Below are 15,372 nucleotides of genomic sequence, written 5' to 3' on the forward strand. Positions count from 1 at the left end.
GACTTCAGGTGACACAACAATCCACTCCACATCGCAGCACACCACGCCGCTGGCGCATTGGCGGACTACTGGGCATTGGCGTACTGGTGAATTACTTCGACCGCATCAGCCTGTCTGTTGCCGCTCCGCAGTTACAGCAGGAATTTCATCTCTCCAGCAGCGACCTGGGGGTATTGTTCAGTGCCTTTTTCTGGACCTATGCCTTATTGCAGATTCCGACCGGACTGATCCTCGACCGCTTTGGCGTGACCCGCGTCGGGCGCTGGGGTGCCTTGTTGTGGGGAGTGGCCTCCACCCTGACCGCCTGTGCCGGTGGATTCGGCGGCGTGTTTGTCGCCCGCGCCTTGCTGGGCGTGGCCGAAGCACCGGGTTTTCCGGTCAGTGCCAAGGCTACCGGCTACTGGTTTCCGCGCCGCGAACGCGCGATGGCAACGGCCTTGTTCGATGCGGCAGCCAAGTTTTCCAATGTGATTGGCGTGCCGCTGGTTGCCCTGACCGTGGTGAACCTGGGCTGGCGCTGGGGCTTTGGCCTTACCGCCCTGCTCAGCCTGGCGTACTTTGTCGCCTTTACCCTGATTTATCGTGACCCCAGCCAGGACAGCAAATTGTCGGCCGAGGAATACCGCCACATCACCGAAGGCGGTGCCGCCGCCGAAGGGGTAAGCCAGGCCGGATCGCTGGCCATGCTGGGCTACCTGTTACGCCAGCGCAAGGTATGGGGTTTGTCCATCGGCTTTGCCGCCTATGGCTATGTGTTTTACCTGTTTCTCACCTGGCTGCCCGGCTATCTGGTGCAAACCATGCACATGAGCATTCTGAAATCGGCCAGCTATGCGGCCATCCCGTGGATATTCGCCACCCTGGCCGACCTCCTGGTGGGCGGCTGGCTGATTGACCACCTGATTGCCCGTGGCCATGACGAAACCCGGGTGCGCAAGGGCGTATTGCTGGGTGGCATGCTGCTGGGGCTTGCCGTATTCGGCACCACCACGACCAGCGACCCGCTGATTGCCATTGTGTGGATCAGCATCGCCCTGAGCGGGCTGGCTGCCGCTGCGCCGGTAGGCTGGTCGCTGCCCTCGCTGATTGCCCCGCGTGGCGGTACCGGTACGGTGGGCGGCATCATGAATTTTGCCAACAACATGATGGGCGCGGTGGCACCGATTGTTACCGGCATCATCGTGGGCAATACCCACTCCTTTACCAACGCCTTCCTGATTGCCGGTTTCATGCTGTTGATCGGGGTGCTGTCCTTCCTCTTCCTGCTGGGTCGGATTGAACCCATTGCGGAGCCGCCAGCAAGCTTGGCGAAGTGACCGGTCCGGGGCCGGGTAAAAGTTTCAGCCCGGCCCCCTGGCTATCAATCCAGCGCGTGCAACAGTTTCACTTCCACCGGTGCCGCCAGCTTGTCGGCCACCCAGGCCCGGTAAGCCTGGTAATGCGCAGAAGCGCGATGGGCCTCCACCGCAGCCATGTCGCGGTAGCGTTCAAACACATGCAGCACGTCGGCAGCACCCTCTTCCTGCAATACCTGGTACACCTCACAGCCTGCTTCCGCCAGACTGTCCCGCTGCATGTCACGCATGGCATCACGCAGCGCCAGGCTGTACTCGGGCAGGCAACGCAAACTTGCAAAGATAAATACACTCATGTTTTCCCCCTGGAATAAACCGCTTTGCGGTCGTCAATCATACTGCAAAGCAGCAGTGCCAGACTGTAGCTGCGCCCAGCCCCTTTGCTGACGACATTGCATGGACCACAAACCAAGCAATTGCTTGCTTGCATATATTTGTGACTGGTAAGGTGATGGCTTCAAACAACACGACACGGGAGAAACTACAAATGAAACAACGCGATATCGTGGTATTGAGTGCCGTGCGTTCGGCGATCGGTACCTTTGGGGGCGGCCTGAGCCACCTGGAACCGGCCGAACTGGGCGGCATGGTGATGAAGGAGGCCGTGCTGCGCTCCGGCGCAGACGCCAGCAAGATTCACCACGTAACAGTGGGCAATTGCATTCCGACAGAAAGCCGCTATGCCTATGTGGCACGGCTGGCTTCGATTGCGGCCGGTTTGCCGATGGAATCTGTCGCCATGGCAGTCAACCGCCTGTGTGGTTCCGGCCTGCAAGCCGTGGTGTCCAGCGCCCAGGCCATCATGCTGGGTGACTGTGACTATGCCATCGGCGGCGGGGTGGAAGTGATGTCGCGCGCCGGCTACCTGTTGCCGCAATTGCGCAGCGGTGCGCGCATGGGCGACGTCAAGGCGCTGGACATGATGACCGCCGCGCTGACCGACCCCTTCGGTGTGGGCCACATGGGCATTACCGCCGAGAACCTGGTGGACAAATGGCAGCTCAGCCGCGAAGAACAAGACCAGTTTGCGCTGGCCTCGCAACAGCGCGCTGCCGCCGCCATTGCCGATGGCCGCTTTGCCAGCCAGATCGTCCCCATCGTGACTCAGACCCGCAAGGGCGAAGTGGTGTTTGATACCGACGAACATCCGCGTGCCACCACGCTAGAGGCGCTGGCCAAGATGAAACCGGCATTCAAGAAGGACGGCTCGGTCACCGCAGGCAATGCCTCGGGCATCAATGATGGTGCGGCCTTCCTGGTGCTGGCCAGTGCCGAAGCCGCCACAGCAGCCGGACAGCAGCCAATGGCACGGCTGGTTTCCTACGCGGTGTGTGGCGTGCCCAACCACATCATGGGCGAAGGCCCGATTCCTGCCACCCGCGCTGCCTTGCAACGCGCAGGGCTGACGCTGGACCAGATGGATGTGATCGAATCAAACGAGGCCTTTGCCGCGCAATCGCTGGCCGTGTGCAAGGCGCTGGAGCTGGACCCGGCCCGTGCCAACCCCAATGGCGGAGCTATTGCCCTGGGTCACCCGATTGGTGCCAGCGGTGCCGTGATTGCCACCAAGGCCTTGTACGAACTGCAACGCATCAATGGCCGTTATGCACTGGTCACCATGTGTATTGGCGGTGGACAAGGCATTGCCGTCATTTTCGAACGGCTCTGATCCTGCGCCATTGCACTGCAACCGCCCGCCTGCCGGGCGGTTTTTGCTTGCCATTCTCTGCGGCAGGACAAGCAAGATGCATATTCAATACACATATACGGCCTTGGCCCTATAAAATGGCAGTAGCGTAGCGCTCTGTACAGCCTGCCAGTTGACTCTTTTCTCCAACCCTCATGGGCCATCAAGCCGAAAGGTTGCCATGGCAATCAAACGCACACTGCTGATAGTGCTGATGCTGGCCAGCCAGGGCCTGGCGGCGGCATTGGCTGAGCAGCGCTGGGACGGCCCACGCAGTGGACCTCCCCGGCAGCCGGGCCATTATCAGGTGCTGTATCTGGCGCAGGATCTGCGCAATGGCGGCATTGCCGGCAGCTATCGTGCCTTTGCCACTGCCGCTGGGCTATTGGGATGGCAGTTACAGATGATCGATGGCAAGGGCAGCAGTGCGCTGCTGCGCCAGGCGCTGGCCAGCGCCATTAGCCAACGCCGGGTGCAAGGGGTGATTCTGGGTGGCATTGCTGCCAGCGACCTGAGGGTGGAAATCGGTGCGGCCAGGCAGGCCGGCATTCCGCTGGTTGGCTGGCATGCCACCGCCACGCCGGGAGCGCAGGACGGCTTGTTTTTCAATGTCACCACCGACCCGCAGGAAGTGGCGCGGCTGGCCGCCAGCTATGTCATCCAGCAAAGCCAGGGCAAGGCTGGCGTGGTCATCTTCAACGACGAGCGCTTTGACATTGCCAATGCCAAAACCCGCTTCATGCAGCAGACACTGGCACAGTGCAAGACCTGCAAGTTGCTGAGCGTGGAAAACATCCCCATCAACCATGCGGCAGAACGCATGGATGCGGTGGTCAGGCAGTTGAACCAGCGCTATGGCAAGCAATGGACGCACACGCTGGCCATCAACGATGTCTATTTCGATGAAATGAACTATCCGCTGCTGCATGTGCAGCGTGCGGACATCCGCAATGTCTCCGCCGGAGACGGTTCCAGCAAGGCCATCACCCGTATCCGCGCCGGTTTGTCACAACAAAGTGCAACCGTGGCCGAACCACTTGCGGCGCAAGGCTGGCAGATGGCAGACGAACTCAACCGCGCCTTTGCCCATGCCAGCCCCAGCGGCTATGCCAGCAAACCCATCCTGCTTACCCGTGAGGTGTTGCAACAGCTGGGCGAGCAGGAGGTGGATGCCGCCCTGCCCTACCAGCAAGCCTATCGCGCCATCTGGCGCTTGCGTTAAGCCACGATTGCTGCCCGCTCAGGCCAGCAGCTTACGCTCGGTCTTTCCGTATTTGAGCGACTTTTCATCCGGCAACATCAAACCGGTGGCCTCGTCACGCCCTTGCAGGATGAAGCGCGCCTGCGGCTGCCCCAGTTGCTGGGCGGCCAGCTGGCTGTCTGCGCCGATTTCACCCTTTTTCATGCGGTTGACGATCAGCCCCACCGAGGTATCGGCAAAGTCACGCAGCATCCAGGCATCGCCATCGCTGTCGCCGGCCACCAGCACCGGGCCATAACCCTTTTTCGCCTGCAACTGCTGGCGGATGCCCACGGTCTTGCCCGGGCCCCAGTTGAAATGCCAGCCATTCAGGTAGCGATCGGTATAGCGTCCGTTTTCCATTTCCAGCCGCAGGCCAATGACATTCTCCGGCGGCACGCCATAGCCAAAATCGGCATGCCCGGCAAACACCCGTACCACGTCGTCGATGGAGGCGGTGCTGACATACACATCAATGCCGTTGGCGCGCAGGGTATGCATCAGGCCGCGGATTTCCTCATGCACGCGGATGCCATGAAAATGGGTGTCGGCCACTACCCCGGCCTTGCCCGGCAGGGTTTCCGGGCTTTGGTAGCGCACCTTGCGCAGGCCATCCCCCAGCGCCGCCTTGTTGGAGGCCATGGCCATGGCCTGCAGTTCGGCCGTGCTCATGTTCTTGTAGAAATAGATGATCCACTTGTAGCCGATTTCCAGCGGGAAGCTGTCGCAGATGGCGTCATACATGAAGTAAAGCTTGGCGCGGAAATCCTTGAACTGGTCGCTGGCCTGCACGTCTTCCAGGCTGCGGCTGCCGGCCAGGCCCTGATAGTTGGCATATAGCCAGCGATAGTCTGCCACCACGTCGGCCGCGATATCGGCCATGCGCACCGGCTTGCCATCCACCGTCTTGTAGTCGGCCATGAAGGTTTCATCCGGCACGTCTCGCCACACGACCTGGTGGAACTCCTCCGGCGTCAGCTTGTACTGCAAGTGGTTGATCTGGTACATCAGCAAGGCTTCTTCACAGTCATTCATGATGCAGGTGTTATCCCAGTCGAACACGGCGTAAGGCTTGCGGTCGGCACGGTAAGCGGGGCTGTGGCGGCCATGCTGGTCCAGCAGCAATTGCAGGCGCGCCGCATTGCGAGGTGACCAGCGTGCGCTATCCAGCGGAACGCTGGCCGTGCTGCTCTGGGCACGGGCTGAAGAAGAGGCCAGCAACAAGGGACTGCTGGCAGATACGGCGGCAAGGGCATGAATGAACTGGCGGCGTTGCATGGTATCTCCCGATCCGGATGACAAAGGAAGACGGGAGGCCATGCCAGCCCGTCAGCATGGCCAGCATAATAAACACCCAATATTACAACTTTGCCACAAAAGTACACAAAGCGCGCAAATCCGACCTGCAAATCCCAGCAGGCGACCGGCTTGACAGGGCAGCTAAGCCAGGGAGAATGAGCAGGCACTTATCAGGTGGAGAAGCCCATGTGGCAAGAAGAGCGCTACCAGCGCATCCGTGCCTTGCTGGCACTGGAGCAGCGCATCAGCACTGATCGGCTGGTCAGGGAGCTACAGGTATCGCGGGAAACAGTCAGGCGGGATGTCGCCGCGCTGGAAGCGCTGGGACAGTTGCGCCGCACCCATGGCGGCATTGTGCGTCCCAGCGCAACGGAAGCCCCGATTGCCGAACGGGCGCAGCTCAATGTCCGTCTCAAGGAAGACATTGCCCGTGCGGTATGCAGCAGGCTCAGTGCGGGGCAAACCGTGTTCATTGATGCCGGCACCACCACCGCCCTGCTGGCCCGCCAGCTGGCCGGGCTCTCCGGCCTGACCATCATCACCAATGCCTTTGATGTGGCGCTGGCTTTGCGCCAGCCGGAGGGCGGCAAACGCCATCAGGTCATCATGCTGGGGGGTGAGCTGGGCGAACGTGCCGCAGCCACGGTGGGCGGCAGCACCGTCAATGCCATCCGCCATTACCGGGCCGACATTGCCTTGCTGTCCCCGGTTGGCGTCAGCTGCGATATGGGGGCCAGCAATTACGATCACCACGAGGCCGAAGTGGCCCGTGCCATGAGCGAGCAGGCAGATCAAACCTTTATCCTGGCCGATACCAGCAAGCTGGGCCTCAGCAGCCGCTTCAGCCTGTGCCGGGCGGAAGCCATCGACCTGCTGGTCAGCAACCGGCAGGACGCCCCGTCGCCAGCCTGCGAGGCACTGGCAGCGCAAGTGGGAGAGCTATGGCTGGTTTGACGGATCAAGCTGATACCAAGATGGCATATGCAAACAAGTAAATGTTATTTTTGTTATATTAAAAACAGAAATATCCTGCTTTGAGTTATATAAATTCAAGGCATGGTCATGAACTTCCAGCAACTGCGCATCATCCGCGAAACCGTGCGCCAGAACTTCAACCTCACCGAAGTCGCCAACGCGCTGTACACCTCGCAATCCGGCGTCAGCAAACACATCAAGGACCTGGAAGACGAACTGGGTGTCGAACTGTTCGTCCGCAAGGGCAAGCGTTTTCTGGGGCTGACCGATCCGGGCAAGGAATTGCTGATCATCGTGGAGCGCATGCTGCTGGACGCCGGCAACATCAAGCGCCTGGCCGAACAGTTCAGCCTGCGCGACGAAGGCCAGCTGACCATTGCCACCACCCACACCCAGGCGCGCTATGCGCTGCCCAAGGTGGTGGCTGCCTTCAAGAAAGCCTTTCCCAAAGTACATCTGGTGCTGCATCAGGCCAGCCCGGAAGAGCTGGTGCGCCTGCTGCAGTCCGGTGATGCCGATATCGGTATTGCCACCGAAGCGGTGGCCGAAGTGCCCGAGCTGGTTTCCTTCCCCTACTATGGCTGGTACCACAGCGTGATTGCCCCGCCGGATCACCCGCTGCACCAGCAAACCCTGTCGCTGGAAACGCTGGCCGAATACCCTATCGTCACCTACCACCAGGGCTTTACCGGCCGTGCGCAGATTGACCGTGCCTTTGCCCGCGCCGGGCTGGTGCCGGACATCGTGATGTCGGCACTGGATGCCGATGTGATCAAGACCTATGTGGAACTGGAACTGGCCGTCGGCATTGTTGCCTCCATGGCCGTGGACCCGCAGCGTGACCAGGCGGTGAAAGTGGTGCCGGGCGAGCCGCTGTTCGGCCAGCAAACCACCCGCATTGCCATTCGTCGCGGCCATTACCTGCGCAGCTATGCCTACCGCTTCATCGAGCTGTGCTCGTCCGCGCTGGATGAAAGCACGGTGCGCAGCGCACTGAACCCGGCCCTGCAGGACTGAAATGGCAGGCAACGCCCGGCATTACAACTATTGATGTTTCTTGCCGCAAGTTGACGTACGGACAGGGTATGGTGCGGGGTTTCCCACCATACCCTGCTCCAGGCAGGCCAGGACTGCCGTGCCATGCTCAAGGCGCTTTCCCGACTGATTTCCCGACGCCCGCCACTGCCCGCGCTGACGCATGCCAGCATCAATACCCTGTGCCATGATTTTCTGCCACGCGTCCAGGCGCTGAACCGGCAGCGGCTGGACACCATCCAGCAACAGCCAGCGCAGCACCCGGCGCTGTTCCGGGAAGACAGCATGAACCTGTACCAACGCGCGAGCCTGTATCTGGAGTACGGCGAATGGCACAAGGCACGCCAGTTGCTGGACGCGGCGGCCCGACGTCTGCAGGCACACGCCCCGGATGCGGCCAGCACCCTGCTGCATTTGTGCCGCGACATGCAGGCAGCCGAGCGGCAACAACGGGAACTTCTGCGCAACTAAGCCGGTCTAGCCGAGCTGACTTGACCTGCTGGCCAGTACAGGTAACATCCCCAGCCCTGCCCTATTTTTTGCAATCGTGCTGCCGTTCTGGCTGGCAGCACACCGCCAGTTGAGATTCATGTCCGCTTACACCCGCCTTAGCACCGCCCTTGTCCTTGGCAGCGCCTTGTCCTGTCTGTTCTCCAGCCCGGCCCGCGCCGAATCATGGCTGGAGAGTGCCAGTAATGAAGTCCAGCATGTCTGGAACGATGGCACGCTGGATGCCTACCTGCCCTTGAACACCTATCACATGCGCTGGGCCTATACCAAAGAGAAGATCGCCGAGTTCAATGAAAACCCCTGGGGTTTTGGCCTGGGCCGCAGCCTGCGTGACGACAATGACAACTGGCATGCGCTGTATGCCATGGCCTTTCTCGACTCGCACAAGAAGGTAGAGCCGATTGCCGGTTATGCCTATACCCACCCCTTTTTCCGCGCAGGTGAGTGGCGTGCAGAGATCGGCTATACCGCCTTCATCACTTCGCGCACCGACACCCTGCACTCCTTCCCCTTCCCGGGTGTGCTGCCGCTGGTGGGTATCAGCTATGGCAATCTGACCATCAACAGCACTTATATTCCCGGCGGCAAGGGCAATGGCAATGTGCTGTTTACCTTTGCCCATTACCACTTCTGAGTTCGGCTAACAAAAACACTGCTGCTGCGCTGCGCCTCCTTGCCGTACTCTTTTACTGTCGGCGTCGGCGCGCCTTGCCCCAGGGATGCAACGCTATTTTGTCAGCCGCTCCAAGCCCGAAAACTTGCTCCGGCAGCGCATGTAAAACATGTTAAACGGGGCTAATTGGCTTCACTTCGCTCAAAGCGGTGTAAAGCTGGCAGCCACAAGCTTGTAGCGCTGCCAGCGCCTGACTAAGGTGGGCGCATTGTCACCATGAAGGCAGGACTCTCATGCGCCCCTCTCACTTTATTGCTGTCAGCGCCACGCTGGGCCTGCTGTTGTGCAGCACCAGCCATGCGGCAGACAGCAACATGCCGGCTGACTCAGCTGCACATCGTTGCCAGGCCGGGCATCAGGATGCCTCGGAACCGGGGCACCACCAATGCGATCCGCACGGCCCGCATCCGGCCGATGAGCATGGACACATGCCACCACCGCCGCACGAGCCGCCGCTGGCTGCCGTCAAAGCCTGCGTGGGCAAGAAGACAGGCAGCAAGACCACCATTTACCTGCACGGCGACAGCATTCCCGCCATATGCCAGCCCTACGACGGCATGGTACTGGCCAAACCGCTGCGTCCGCTGCTCCCGCCGCCGCCACCAGATGAAGGGTCGCACGCTCCGCAGTAAGAACTCGGACGCAATGACAAGACAAGGCCGGGCTTCGCCCGGCCTTGTCACATCAACTCACCATCTGTTTGCCCAGAACAACTGGCTTACAGCTTGAGCATGCCCTTCTCCTCGATGATGGCGATGATGTCCGCCAGGCCCTGCCCGCTTTTGAGATTGGAGAACACAAAGGGCCGCTCGCCGCGCATCTTGCGTGCATCGCGCTCCATCACCTCCAGCGAAGCGCCCACCAGCGGTGCCAGGTCTATCTTGTTGATCACCAGCAAGTCGGATTTGCAAATACCCGGCCCGCCCTTGCGCGGAATCTTGTCACCGGCAGACACATCGATCACATAAATGGTGAGGTCGGACAACTCCGGGCTGAAGGTGGCGGCCAGATTGTCACCGCCGCTTTCGATGAAGATGACGTCCAGCCCCGAATGACGGGCATTGAGCTGTACCACCGCTTCCAGATTGATGGACGCATCCTCGCGGATGGCAGTGTGCGGGCAGCCGCCGGTTTCCACGCCAATGATGCGGTCCGGCGACAGCGCCTCGTTCCTCACCAGAAACTGGGCATCTTCCTGGGTGTAAATATCGTTGGTGACCACGGCAACGTTGTAGATGTCGCGCAGGGCGCTGCACAGCGCCCAGGTGAGGTGGGTCTTGCCCGAGCCGACCGGCCCGCCGATTCCAACGCGCAAGGCGGTTTTCTGCATGATGTATCTCCTCTGGCCTGTTTCGCTCAGGAGCGGAACAGGCGGCTGTACTGGGTTTCGTGTTTCATCGCCGCCCACATCAGGCCGGGGGCGAAATTACTGTGTTGTCCGGCAGGCAGGCTGATGGCGCGCTCCACCGCCTCCGCCAGCGCGGGCAGCAGGGCCGACAGCAGCAGCTGGCCTGCGCTCTGGCCCATGGGCATGGCCTTGAGCAGCACCATCACCTGGTTTTCCAGCCAGCTCCACAGCAGCGCGGTCACTGCTTCGCGCTCGTCTATGCCCAGCGCACGGGCCGCCAGCGCCCATGCCAGCGGCAGGCAGACGTCGCCATTGGCCAAGCCATCCGGCCAGCTCATGGCCTGGCCTTCCGGCAAACCCGCCAGCAACTGGCGCAGCGAGTAGCCCATTTGTATGGTTTCCTGTCTTTGCTCGCGACAATCGCGGCTGGCCAGATAGCGCTGGTTGAGCCGGTACAATGCAGCCTCGTCGCCAGCGGTCACCGCGTGCAGCATGCGGGAGAGCATGGCGGCATCAAAATGGCAGACCGGGCCTTGCAAGACTTCATGCAACCACTGCTGCGCGCTGGCGGCATCGTGTACCAGGCCCAGTTCCAGCGCACTTTCCAGCCCCTGCGAATAGCTGAAACCGCCAATCGGCAGGCCGGGGCTGGCCAGGCGCAGCAATTGCAGCAAAGGCAGCAGTGTGCTCATGCGGGCTGACCGAACAGATGCAGCTTCGGCGCGTACTGGAAGGCGGCATCCTTGCCGTGCGAATGATGATGGCCACCGCCGTAGGCTCCGCTTTCCGGATTGAACGGCGCAAACAGCCGGCTCACTTCCGCCCCCATTTGCTGCAGCATCTGCTCCAGCACATAGTCGTCCAGCAGCCGCAACCAGCCCTCGCCCACCTGCAAGTGAACGTGACGATTGCCCAGATGGTAGGCCGCACGGCACAGTGCTTCCGGGCTGGCGCAACGCACATGCAGCAGGGGCTCGTCCGCCGCCAGTATGCGCACCACGCGGCCATCTTCCGCCCGCAGGCACTGACCATGCGCCAGCGGTGCGCCGGCGGATAAAAACAGGCCGGCTTCCTCGCCATCCACGGTACGGGTACGCAGCCGGGTCTTGCTGCGCAATTCAAAGCTGAGCAGCAAGTCGGCATCACTGCGGCAGGCTTGCGGCAGTCGCTCGGTAATCACCAGCATGTTCTTTCCTTGTTTGTCTGTTTTCCGGGCCGCAACCCGGTGGTTTCCAGGCCATGAATGACCTGTGCCAGCTGTGCCTGTTCAGAACAGGAAATAGCGCTGGGCCATGGGCAGCACGGCGGCCGGTTCGCACCACAACAGCTGTCCGTCGGCTTTTACCTGATAGTTTTGCGGGTCCACTTCAATCTGCGGCAGGTAGTCGTTGTGGATCAGGTCCGTCTTTTGCACGCTGCGGCAGCCATGTACCGCCACCAGTCGCTTGTTCAGCCCCAGCGCCTCGCCTATACCGGCATCCAGCGCAGCCTGTGAGACAAAGGTGACGCTGCCATCGGCAATGGCCTTGCCGAAACTGCCGAACATCGGCCTGCTGTGCACCGGCTGCGGCGTGGGAATGCTGGCATTGGCATCGCCCATGGCGGCCATGGCGATGATGCCGCCCTTGAGGATGAGCGATGGTTTGACGCCAAAGAACATCGGCTTCCACAGCACCAGGTCGGCCAGCTTGCCCACTTCGATGCTGCCCACTTCGTGGCTGATGCCGTGGGTGATGGCCGGGTTGATGGTGTACTTGGCGATATAGCGCTTGATGCGGGCGTTGTCGCAGCCTTCGCTGTCCCCCGCCAGCGGACCGCGCTGCTGTTTCATCTTGTCCGCCGTCTGCCAGCAACGCAGGATGGTTTCCCCCACACGGCCCATGGCCTGGCTGTCGGAGGACATCATGGCAAAGGCACCCAGATCATGCAGGATGTCCTCGGCGGCAATGGTTTCGCGCCGGATACGGCTTTCGGCAAAGGCCACGTCTTCGGCAATCGAGGCATGCAGGTGATGGCACACCATCAGCATGTCCAGGTGCTCGTCGATGGTGTTGACGGTGAAGGGCCGCGTGGGGTTGGTGGAACTGGGCAGCACATTGGCAAAGCCACAGGCCTTGATGATGTCGGGTGCGTGGCCGCCACCGGCCCCTTCGGTGTGATAGGTATGAATGGTGCGGCCCTTGAATGCTGCCAGCGTGGTTTCGACAAAACCGGCTTCGTTCAGCGTGTCGGTGTGAATGGCCACCTGCACGTCCATTTCGTCCGCCACACTCAGGCAGTTGTCGATGGCCGCCGGAGTGCTGCCCCAGTCCTCGTGCAGCTTCAGGCCGATGGCCCCGGCGCGTACCTGTTCGCGCAGCGCTTCGGGCAGGCTGGCATTGCCCTTGCCGGTAAAGCCCAGGTTCATGGCAAAGCCTTCCGCGGCCTTGAGCATGCTGGCCATATGCCAGGGCCCCGGCGTGCAGGTGGTGGCATTGGTGCCGGTGGCCGGGCCGGTGCCACCGCCAATCATGGTGGTGATGCCGGCGGCGAGTGCCTCTTCGATCTGCTGCGGGCAGATGAAATGGATATGGGTGTCGATGCCACCAGCGGTGATGATCATGCCTTCACCGGCAATGATTTCGGTGGCCGCACCAATCAGGATGTCCACACCGGGCTGGATGTCCGGGTTACCTGCCTTGCCGATGGCGGCAATGCGGCCGCCCTTCAGGCCGATGTCAGCCTTGACCACGCCCCAGTGGTCGATGATGAGCGCATTGGTAATCACGGTATCCGCTACCTCGGCGGCCACGCACTGACCCTGGCCCATGCCGTCGCGAATCACCTTGCCACCGCCGAACTTCACTTCTTCGCCGTAAACGGTGAAGTCGCGCTCTACTTGTGCCCACAGGCCGGTATCAGCCAGTCGCACCGCATCGCCCGTGGTGGGGCCAAACATCTCGGCATAAGCCTGTCTGCTGATTTTCATAAGTCCCCCATCACCCGGCCCTGAAAGCCGAATACGCGGCGTGCGCCATCCAGCGCCACCAGTTCCACCGTGCGGGTCTGGCCCGGTTCGAAACGCACCGCCGTACCGGGGGCGATATTCAGCCGGAAACCACGTGCGACAGCGCGGTCGAAGCGCAGTGCGTCGTTGGCTTCGGCAAAGTGGTAATGCGAGCCGACCTGTATCGGCCGGTCACCACTATTGGCCACCTCCAGCTGCAAGGTGGCGCGGCCGACATTCATTTCGATATCGCCGCTGGCAAAGCGGATTTCTCCTGGAATCATCGCAATCTCCTGTTGGCGGGCTGCGTCAGACAATGGGCTGGTGCACGGTGACCAGCTTGGTGCCATCCGGAAAAGTGGCCTCCACCTGGATGTCCGGAATCATCTCCGGCACACCGTCCATCACTTGTTCGCGCTTGAGCAGCGTGGTGCCGTAGTGCATAAGCGCGGCCACGCTCTGCCCGTCGCGTGCGCCTTCCAGAATGGCGGCACTGATATAGGCCACGGCTTCGGGATAATTCAGCCGCAGGCCACGGGCCAGGCGGCGCTCTGCCACCAGCCCGGCAGTAAAAATCAGCAGCTTGTCTTTTTCGCGGGGGGTCAGTTCCATGGGGTGCTTTCTTGTCAGCTTGCCCAGATGCGCGGCTGGCTGGCTACGCGTCCGTGGCTGAAGGGATAGATCAGGTTGCGACAGCCTCGCAGCCAGTGATGGGCGGCTTCGGCACTGTCACCAATAAAGCGGGCCAGCCAGATGCCGGGCAGCTGACTGGCAGCGGCACGCCCGGCACAGGGCAGTTCCAGACAGGCCTGATGGATGTCTGGCGGCAGTGCCGGCCCGGCCCACAGCAAGGTAGCCAGCACGGTGTGGCCACCCATGCCCACCGGGGATGCCAACAAGGGGCTGTCACCGGGCACATGGTTGTGCTCGCACCACAGCAGGGTGTCGTCACGCCAGACTTCGCTGCCTTGCTGCCACAGGCCACGGTCAAAGTGTTCGGCACTGGCCGGGCGGCCCAGGCACATCACCTCGCCAGCCAGCAGGCGGGCATCGCCCTGCAGACGGAAGCAGTTGTCCAGCTGCACGGTACTGCCGGCATACAGAATGGTTTCCTGCGGCAGCCATTCCAGCAGGCTGCCTGGCTGCTGGCGCACTTGCAGCTGCTGGCCGGCCGGCCGACCGAAGCTGTCATACCATTTGGCCGCGCCGGGGCTGGTAAGCAGTACCTGGCTGTCTGCGGACAGATCGATATCCAGCATCAATCGGTCCCCGCCAGCCATGCCGCCCGGAGGATGCACCACAATGTGCTGGCACTGGCCATGCGCGTCGATGAAGTGTTTTTGCACCCGCAACGGCCCCTGGTGACGTCGATGCACCGGCACGGTGCGGCCTTGCACCAGGGCATAGCCCAATTCCAGTGCGGCATGCCAGCCGGCTTGCAAACCGGCAGGCAAGGCATTGGCCATGCTCAGCGCGTTCAGATTCATCAGCAGTCAATCAGCAAGGTGGATGGTGCAAGACTCAGCAATTAGCGTGCCGGGAGACAGGCTGGCAGCCTGCCGTGTCAGATGGCCAGCAGTTCGCGTACTCCGTCCCGCGCCATGTCGGCACCAGCTCCGCAACGTATCACCTCGCCGCGTGACATCACCATATAGCGATCGGCCAGTGCTTCGGCAAAGTCGTAGTACTGCTCCACCAGCAGGATGGCCATGTCGCGCCGGGCGGCCAGGTTGCGGATGACTTCACCTATCTGCTTGATGATGGACGGCTGGATGCCCTCGGTGGGTTCATCCAGCACCAGCAGCGATGGCTGGCTGACCAGCGCCCGGCCAATGGCCAGTTGCTGCTGCTGGCCGCCGGACAGGTCGCCACCACGACGCTGGCGCATGTCGTACAGCACCGGGAACATCTCGTACACCGAGGCCGGAATCTCGCGCCCGGCCTTGCCGCCAAAGCGCGCCAGCCCCATGCGCAGGTTTTCTTCCACCGTCAGCCGGCCAAAGATTTCCCGCCCCTGCGGCACATAGGCAATGCCGCGCGCCACGCGCTGGTGCGGCGCGCAGCGGCTGATGTCCTCTCCCTGCCAGCGGATGCTGCCGTTTTTGGCCGGCAGCTGCCCCATCAGGCAGCGCAGCAAGGTGGATTTACCCACGCCATTGCGGCCAAGCAGACAGGTCACCTGGCCGATTTCGGCTTGCAGGCTGACGCGGCGCAGAATGTGGCTGCCGCCGTAGTATTGGTCCAGTTCTTGTATGTCCAGCATG

Annotated in this window: 18 protein-coding genes; 8 read left to right on the forward strand and 10 right to left on the reverse strand. The window is 61.7% G+C overall.

The features are described from left to right. Positions 1–8: 8 nt before the first annotated feature. The gene (locus DKK66_RS00295) at positions 9–1,316 is read left to right on the forward strand and encodes an MFS transporter (protein ID WP_131354421.1); all 1,308 of its coding nucleotides are present in this window, start codon (positions 9–11) and stop codon (positions 1,314–1,316) included. A 44-nt stretch (positions 1,317–1,360) separates the two neighbouring features. On the opposite strand, the gene DKK66_RS00300 is transcribed toward DKK66_RS00295, so the two are convergent. Further along, on the reverse strand, positions 1,361–1,651 hold the full coding sequence (locus tag DKK66_RS00300) for a putative quinol monooxygenase (protein WP_131354424.1): 291 nt from the start codon (positions 1,649–1,651) through the stop codon (positions 1,361–1,363). Between the two features lie 191 nt (positions 1,652–1,842). Here DKK66_RS00300 and DKK66_RS00305 point away from each other — a divergent pair, with 191 nt between their 5' ends. Both DKK66_RS00305 and DKK66_RS00310 read left to right on the forward strand, forming a co-directional pair. Next, positions 1,843–3,024 (forward strand): acetyl-CoA C-acyltransferase family protein, encoded by a 1,182-nt coding sequence (locus DKK66_RS00305; protein ID WP_131354427.1) that lies wholly within the window; start codon positions 1,843–1,845, stop codon positions 3,022–3,024. A 199-nt stretch (positions 3,025–3,223) separates the two neighbouring features. Next, on the forward strand, positions 3,224–4,264 hold the full coding sequence (locus DKK66_RS00310) for a substrate-binding domain-containing protein (RefSeq protein WP_131354430.1): 1,041 nt from the start codon (positions 3,224–3,226) through the stop codon (positions 4,262–4,264). A gap of 18 nt (positions 4,265–4,282) precedes the next feature. Here the strand turns inward: DKK66_RS00310 and DKK66_RS00315 are convergent, their stop codons facing one another. After that, positions 4,283–5,560: a haloacid dehalogenase-like hydrolase gene (locus DKK66_RS00315; protein WP_131354433.1), complete on the reverse strand. Its 1,278-nt coding sequence runs from the start codon at positions 5,558–5,560 to the stop codon at positions 4,283–4,285. A gap of 207 nt (positions 5,561–5,767) precedes the next feature. Between DKK66_RS00315 and DKK66_RS00320 the strand changes: the two genes are divergently transcribed. From DKK66_RS00320 to DKK66_RS00340, 5 genes are all read left to right on the forward strand, one after another. Further along, positions 5,768–6,535, forward strand: coding sequence for a DeoR/GlpR family DNA-binding transcription regulator (locus DKK66_RS00320; RefSeq protein ID WP_131354436.1), 768 nt, complete (start codon positions 5,768–5,770; stop codon positions 6,533–6,535). A gap of 108 nt (positions 6,536–6,643) precedes the next feature. Further along, complete coding sequence (locus DKK66_RS00325) at positions 6,644–7,573, forward strand: CysB family HTH-type transcriptional regulator (protein WP_131354438.1); 930 nt, start codon at positions 6,644–6,646, stop codon at positions 7,571–7,573. A 123-nt stretch (positions 7,574–7,696) separates the two neighbouring features. After that, the gene (locus DKK66_RS00330) at positions 7,697–8,062 is read left to right on the forward strand and encodes a hypothetical protein (RefSeq protein ID WP_131354441.1); all 366 of its coding nucleotides are present in this window, start codon (positions 7,697–7,699) and stop codon (positions 8,060–8,062) included. 118 nt (positions 8,063–8,180) lie between these two features. After that, positions 8,181–8,735, forward strand: coding sequence for a lipid IV(A) palmitoyltransferase PagP (gene pagP / locus DKK66_RS00335; protein WP_045848016.1), 555 nt, complete (start codon positions 8,181–8,183; stop codon positions 8,733–8,735). Between the two features lie 272 nt (positions 8,736–9,007). Next, a complete protein-coding gene (locus tag DKK66_RS00340; protein ID WP_131354444.1) occupies positions 9,008–9,406 on the forward strand; it encodes a hypothetical protein in 399 nt (132 codons plus the stop codon). A gap of 86 nt (positions 9,407–9,492) precedes the next feature. On the opposite strand, the gene ureG is transcribed toward DKK66_RS00340, so the two are convergent. The 8 genes from ureG to urtE form a co-directional block, all read right to left on the reverse strand. Beyond that, positions 9,493–10,104 (reverse strand): urease accessory protein UreG, encoded by a 612-nt coding sequence (gene ureG, locus DKK66_RS00345; RefSeq protein ID WP_131354446.1) that lies wholly within the window; start codon positions 10,102–10,104, stop codon positions 9,493–9,495. A gap of 26 nt (positions 10,105–10,130) precedes the next feature. Further along, complete coding sequence (locus tag DKK66_RS00350) at positions 10,131–10,814, reverse strand: urease accessory protein UreF (protein ID WP_131354449.1); 684 nt, start codon at positions 10,812–10,814, stop codon at positions 10,131–10,133. Next, complete coding sequence (gene ureE / locus DKK66_RS00355) at positions 10,811–11,308, reverse strand: urease accessory protein UreE (protein ID WP_131354452.1); 498 nt, start codon at positions 11,306–11,308, stop codon at positions 10,811–10,813. Before ureE ends, DKK66_RS00350 begins: the two co-directional genes overlap by 4 nt. A gap of 81 nt (positions 11,309–11,389) precedes the next feature. Next, positions 11,390–13,090, reverse strand: coding sequence for an urease subunit alpha (ureC, locus tag DKK66_RS00360; protein ID WP_131354455.1), 1,701 nt, complete (start codon positions 13,088–13,090; stop codon positions 11,390–11,392). Continuing rightward, positions 13,087–13,392: an urease subunit beta gene (locus DKK66_RS00365; RefSeq protein WP_131354458.1), complete on the reverse strand. Its 306-nt coding sequence runs from the start codon at positions 13,390–13,392 to the stop codon at positions 13,087–13,089. Before DKK66_RS00365 ends, ureC begins: the two co-directional genes overlap by 4 nt. 25 nt (positions 13,393–13,417) lie before the next feature. Further along, entirely contained in the window at positions 13,418–13,720 is a 303-nt protein-coding gene (locus tag DKK66_RS00370) for an urease subunit gamma (RefSeq protein ID WP_045848009.1), read from the reverse strand. A 14-nt stretch (positions 13,721–13,734) separates the two neighbouring features. Then, complete coding sequence (locus DKK66_RS00375; RefSeq protein WP_242673533.1) at positions 13,735–14,595, reverse strand: urease accessory protein UreD; 861 nt, start codon at positions 14,593–14,595, stop codon at positions 13,735–13,737. A gap of 77 nt (positions 14,596–14,672) precedes the next feature. Continuing rightward, a complete protein-coding gene (gene urtE / locus DKK66_RS00380) occupies positions 14,673–15,371 on the reverse strand; it encodes an urea ABC transporter ATP-binding subunit UrtE (RefSeq protein ID WP_131354461.1) in 699 nt (232 codons plus the stop codon). Position 15,372: the final 1 nt, after the last annotated feature.

It is taken from the genome of Aquitalea sp. USM4 (assembly GCF_004328945.1).
GTDB lineage: Bacteria > Pseudomonadota > Gammaproteobacteria > Burkholderiales > Chromobacteriaceae > Aquitalea > Aquitalea pelogenes.

Coding starts and splice junctions, on each gene's coding strand:
- DKK66_RS00370 (WP_045848009.1), bottom strand. CDS start 13,720: ATGGAACTGACCCCCCGCGAAAAAGACAAGCTGCTGATTTTTACTGCC.
- urtE (WP_131354461.1), bottom strand. CDS start 15,371: ATGCTGGACATACAAGAACTGGACCAATACTACGGCGGCAGCCACATT.
- DKK66_RS00310 (WP_131354430.1), top strand. CDS start 3,224: ATGGCAATCAAACGCACACTGCTGATAGTGCTGATGCTGGCCAGCCAG.
- DKK66_RS00320 (WP_131354436.1), top strand. CDS start 5,768: ATGTGGCAAGAAGAGCGCTACCAGCGCATCCGTGCCTTGCTGGCACTG.
- DKK66_RS00375 (WP_242673533.1), bottom strand. CDS start 14,595: ATGAATCTGAACGCGCTGAGCATGGCCAATGCCTTGCCTGCCGGTTTG.
- DKK66_RS00350 (WP_131354449.1), bottom strand. CDS start 10,814: ATGAGCACACTGCTGCCTTTGCTGCAATTGCTGCGCCTGGCCAGCCCC.
- DKK66_RS00305 (WP_131354427.1), top strand. CDS start 1,843: ATGAAACAACGCGATATCGTGGTATTGAGTGCCGTGCGTTCGGCGATC.
- ureG (WP_131354446.1), bottom strand. CDS start 10,104: ATGCAGAAAACCGCCTTGCGCGTTGGAATCGGCGGGCCGGTCGGCTCG.
- DKK66_RS00325 (WP_131354438.1), top strand. CDS start 6,644: ATGAACTTCCAGCAACTGCGCATCATCCGCGAAACCGTGCGCCAGAAC.
- DKK66_RS00365 (WP_131354458.1), bottom strand. CDS start 13,392: ATGATTCCAGGAGAAATCCGCTTTGCCAGCGGCGATATCGAAATGAAT.
- ureC (WP_131354455.1), bottom strand. CDS start 13,090: ATGAAAATCAGCAGACAGGCTTATGCCGAGATGTTTGGCCCCACCACG.
- pagP (WP_045848016.1), top strand. CDS start 8,181: ATGTCCGCTTACACCCGCCTTAGCACCGCCCTTGTCCTTGGCAGCGCC.
- ureE (WP_131354452.1), bottom strand. CDS start 11,308: ATGCTGGTGATTACCGAGCGACTGCCGCAAGCCTGCCGCAGTGATGCC.
- DKK66_RS00300 (WP_131354424.1), bottom strand. CDS start 1,651: ATGAGTGTATTTATCTTTGCAAGTTTGCGTTGCCTGCCCGAGTACAGC.
- DKK66_RS00340 (WP_131354444.1), top strand. CDS start 9,008: ATGCGCCCCTCTCACTTTATTGCTGTCAGCGCCACGCTGGGCCTGCTG.
- DKK66_RS00330 (WP_131354441.1), top strand. CDS start 7,697: ATGCTCAAGGCGCTTTCCCGACTGATTTCCCGACGCCCGCCACTGCCC.
- DKK66_RS00315 (WP_131354433.1), bottom strand. CDS start 5,560: ATGCAACGCCGCCAGTTCATTCATGCCCTTGCCGCCGTATCTGCCAGC.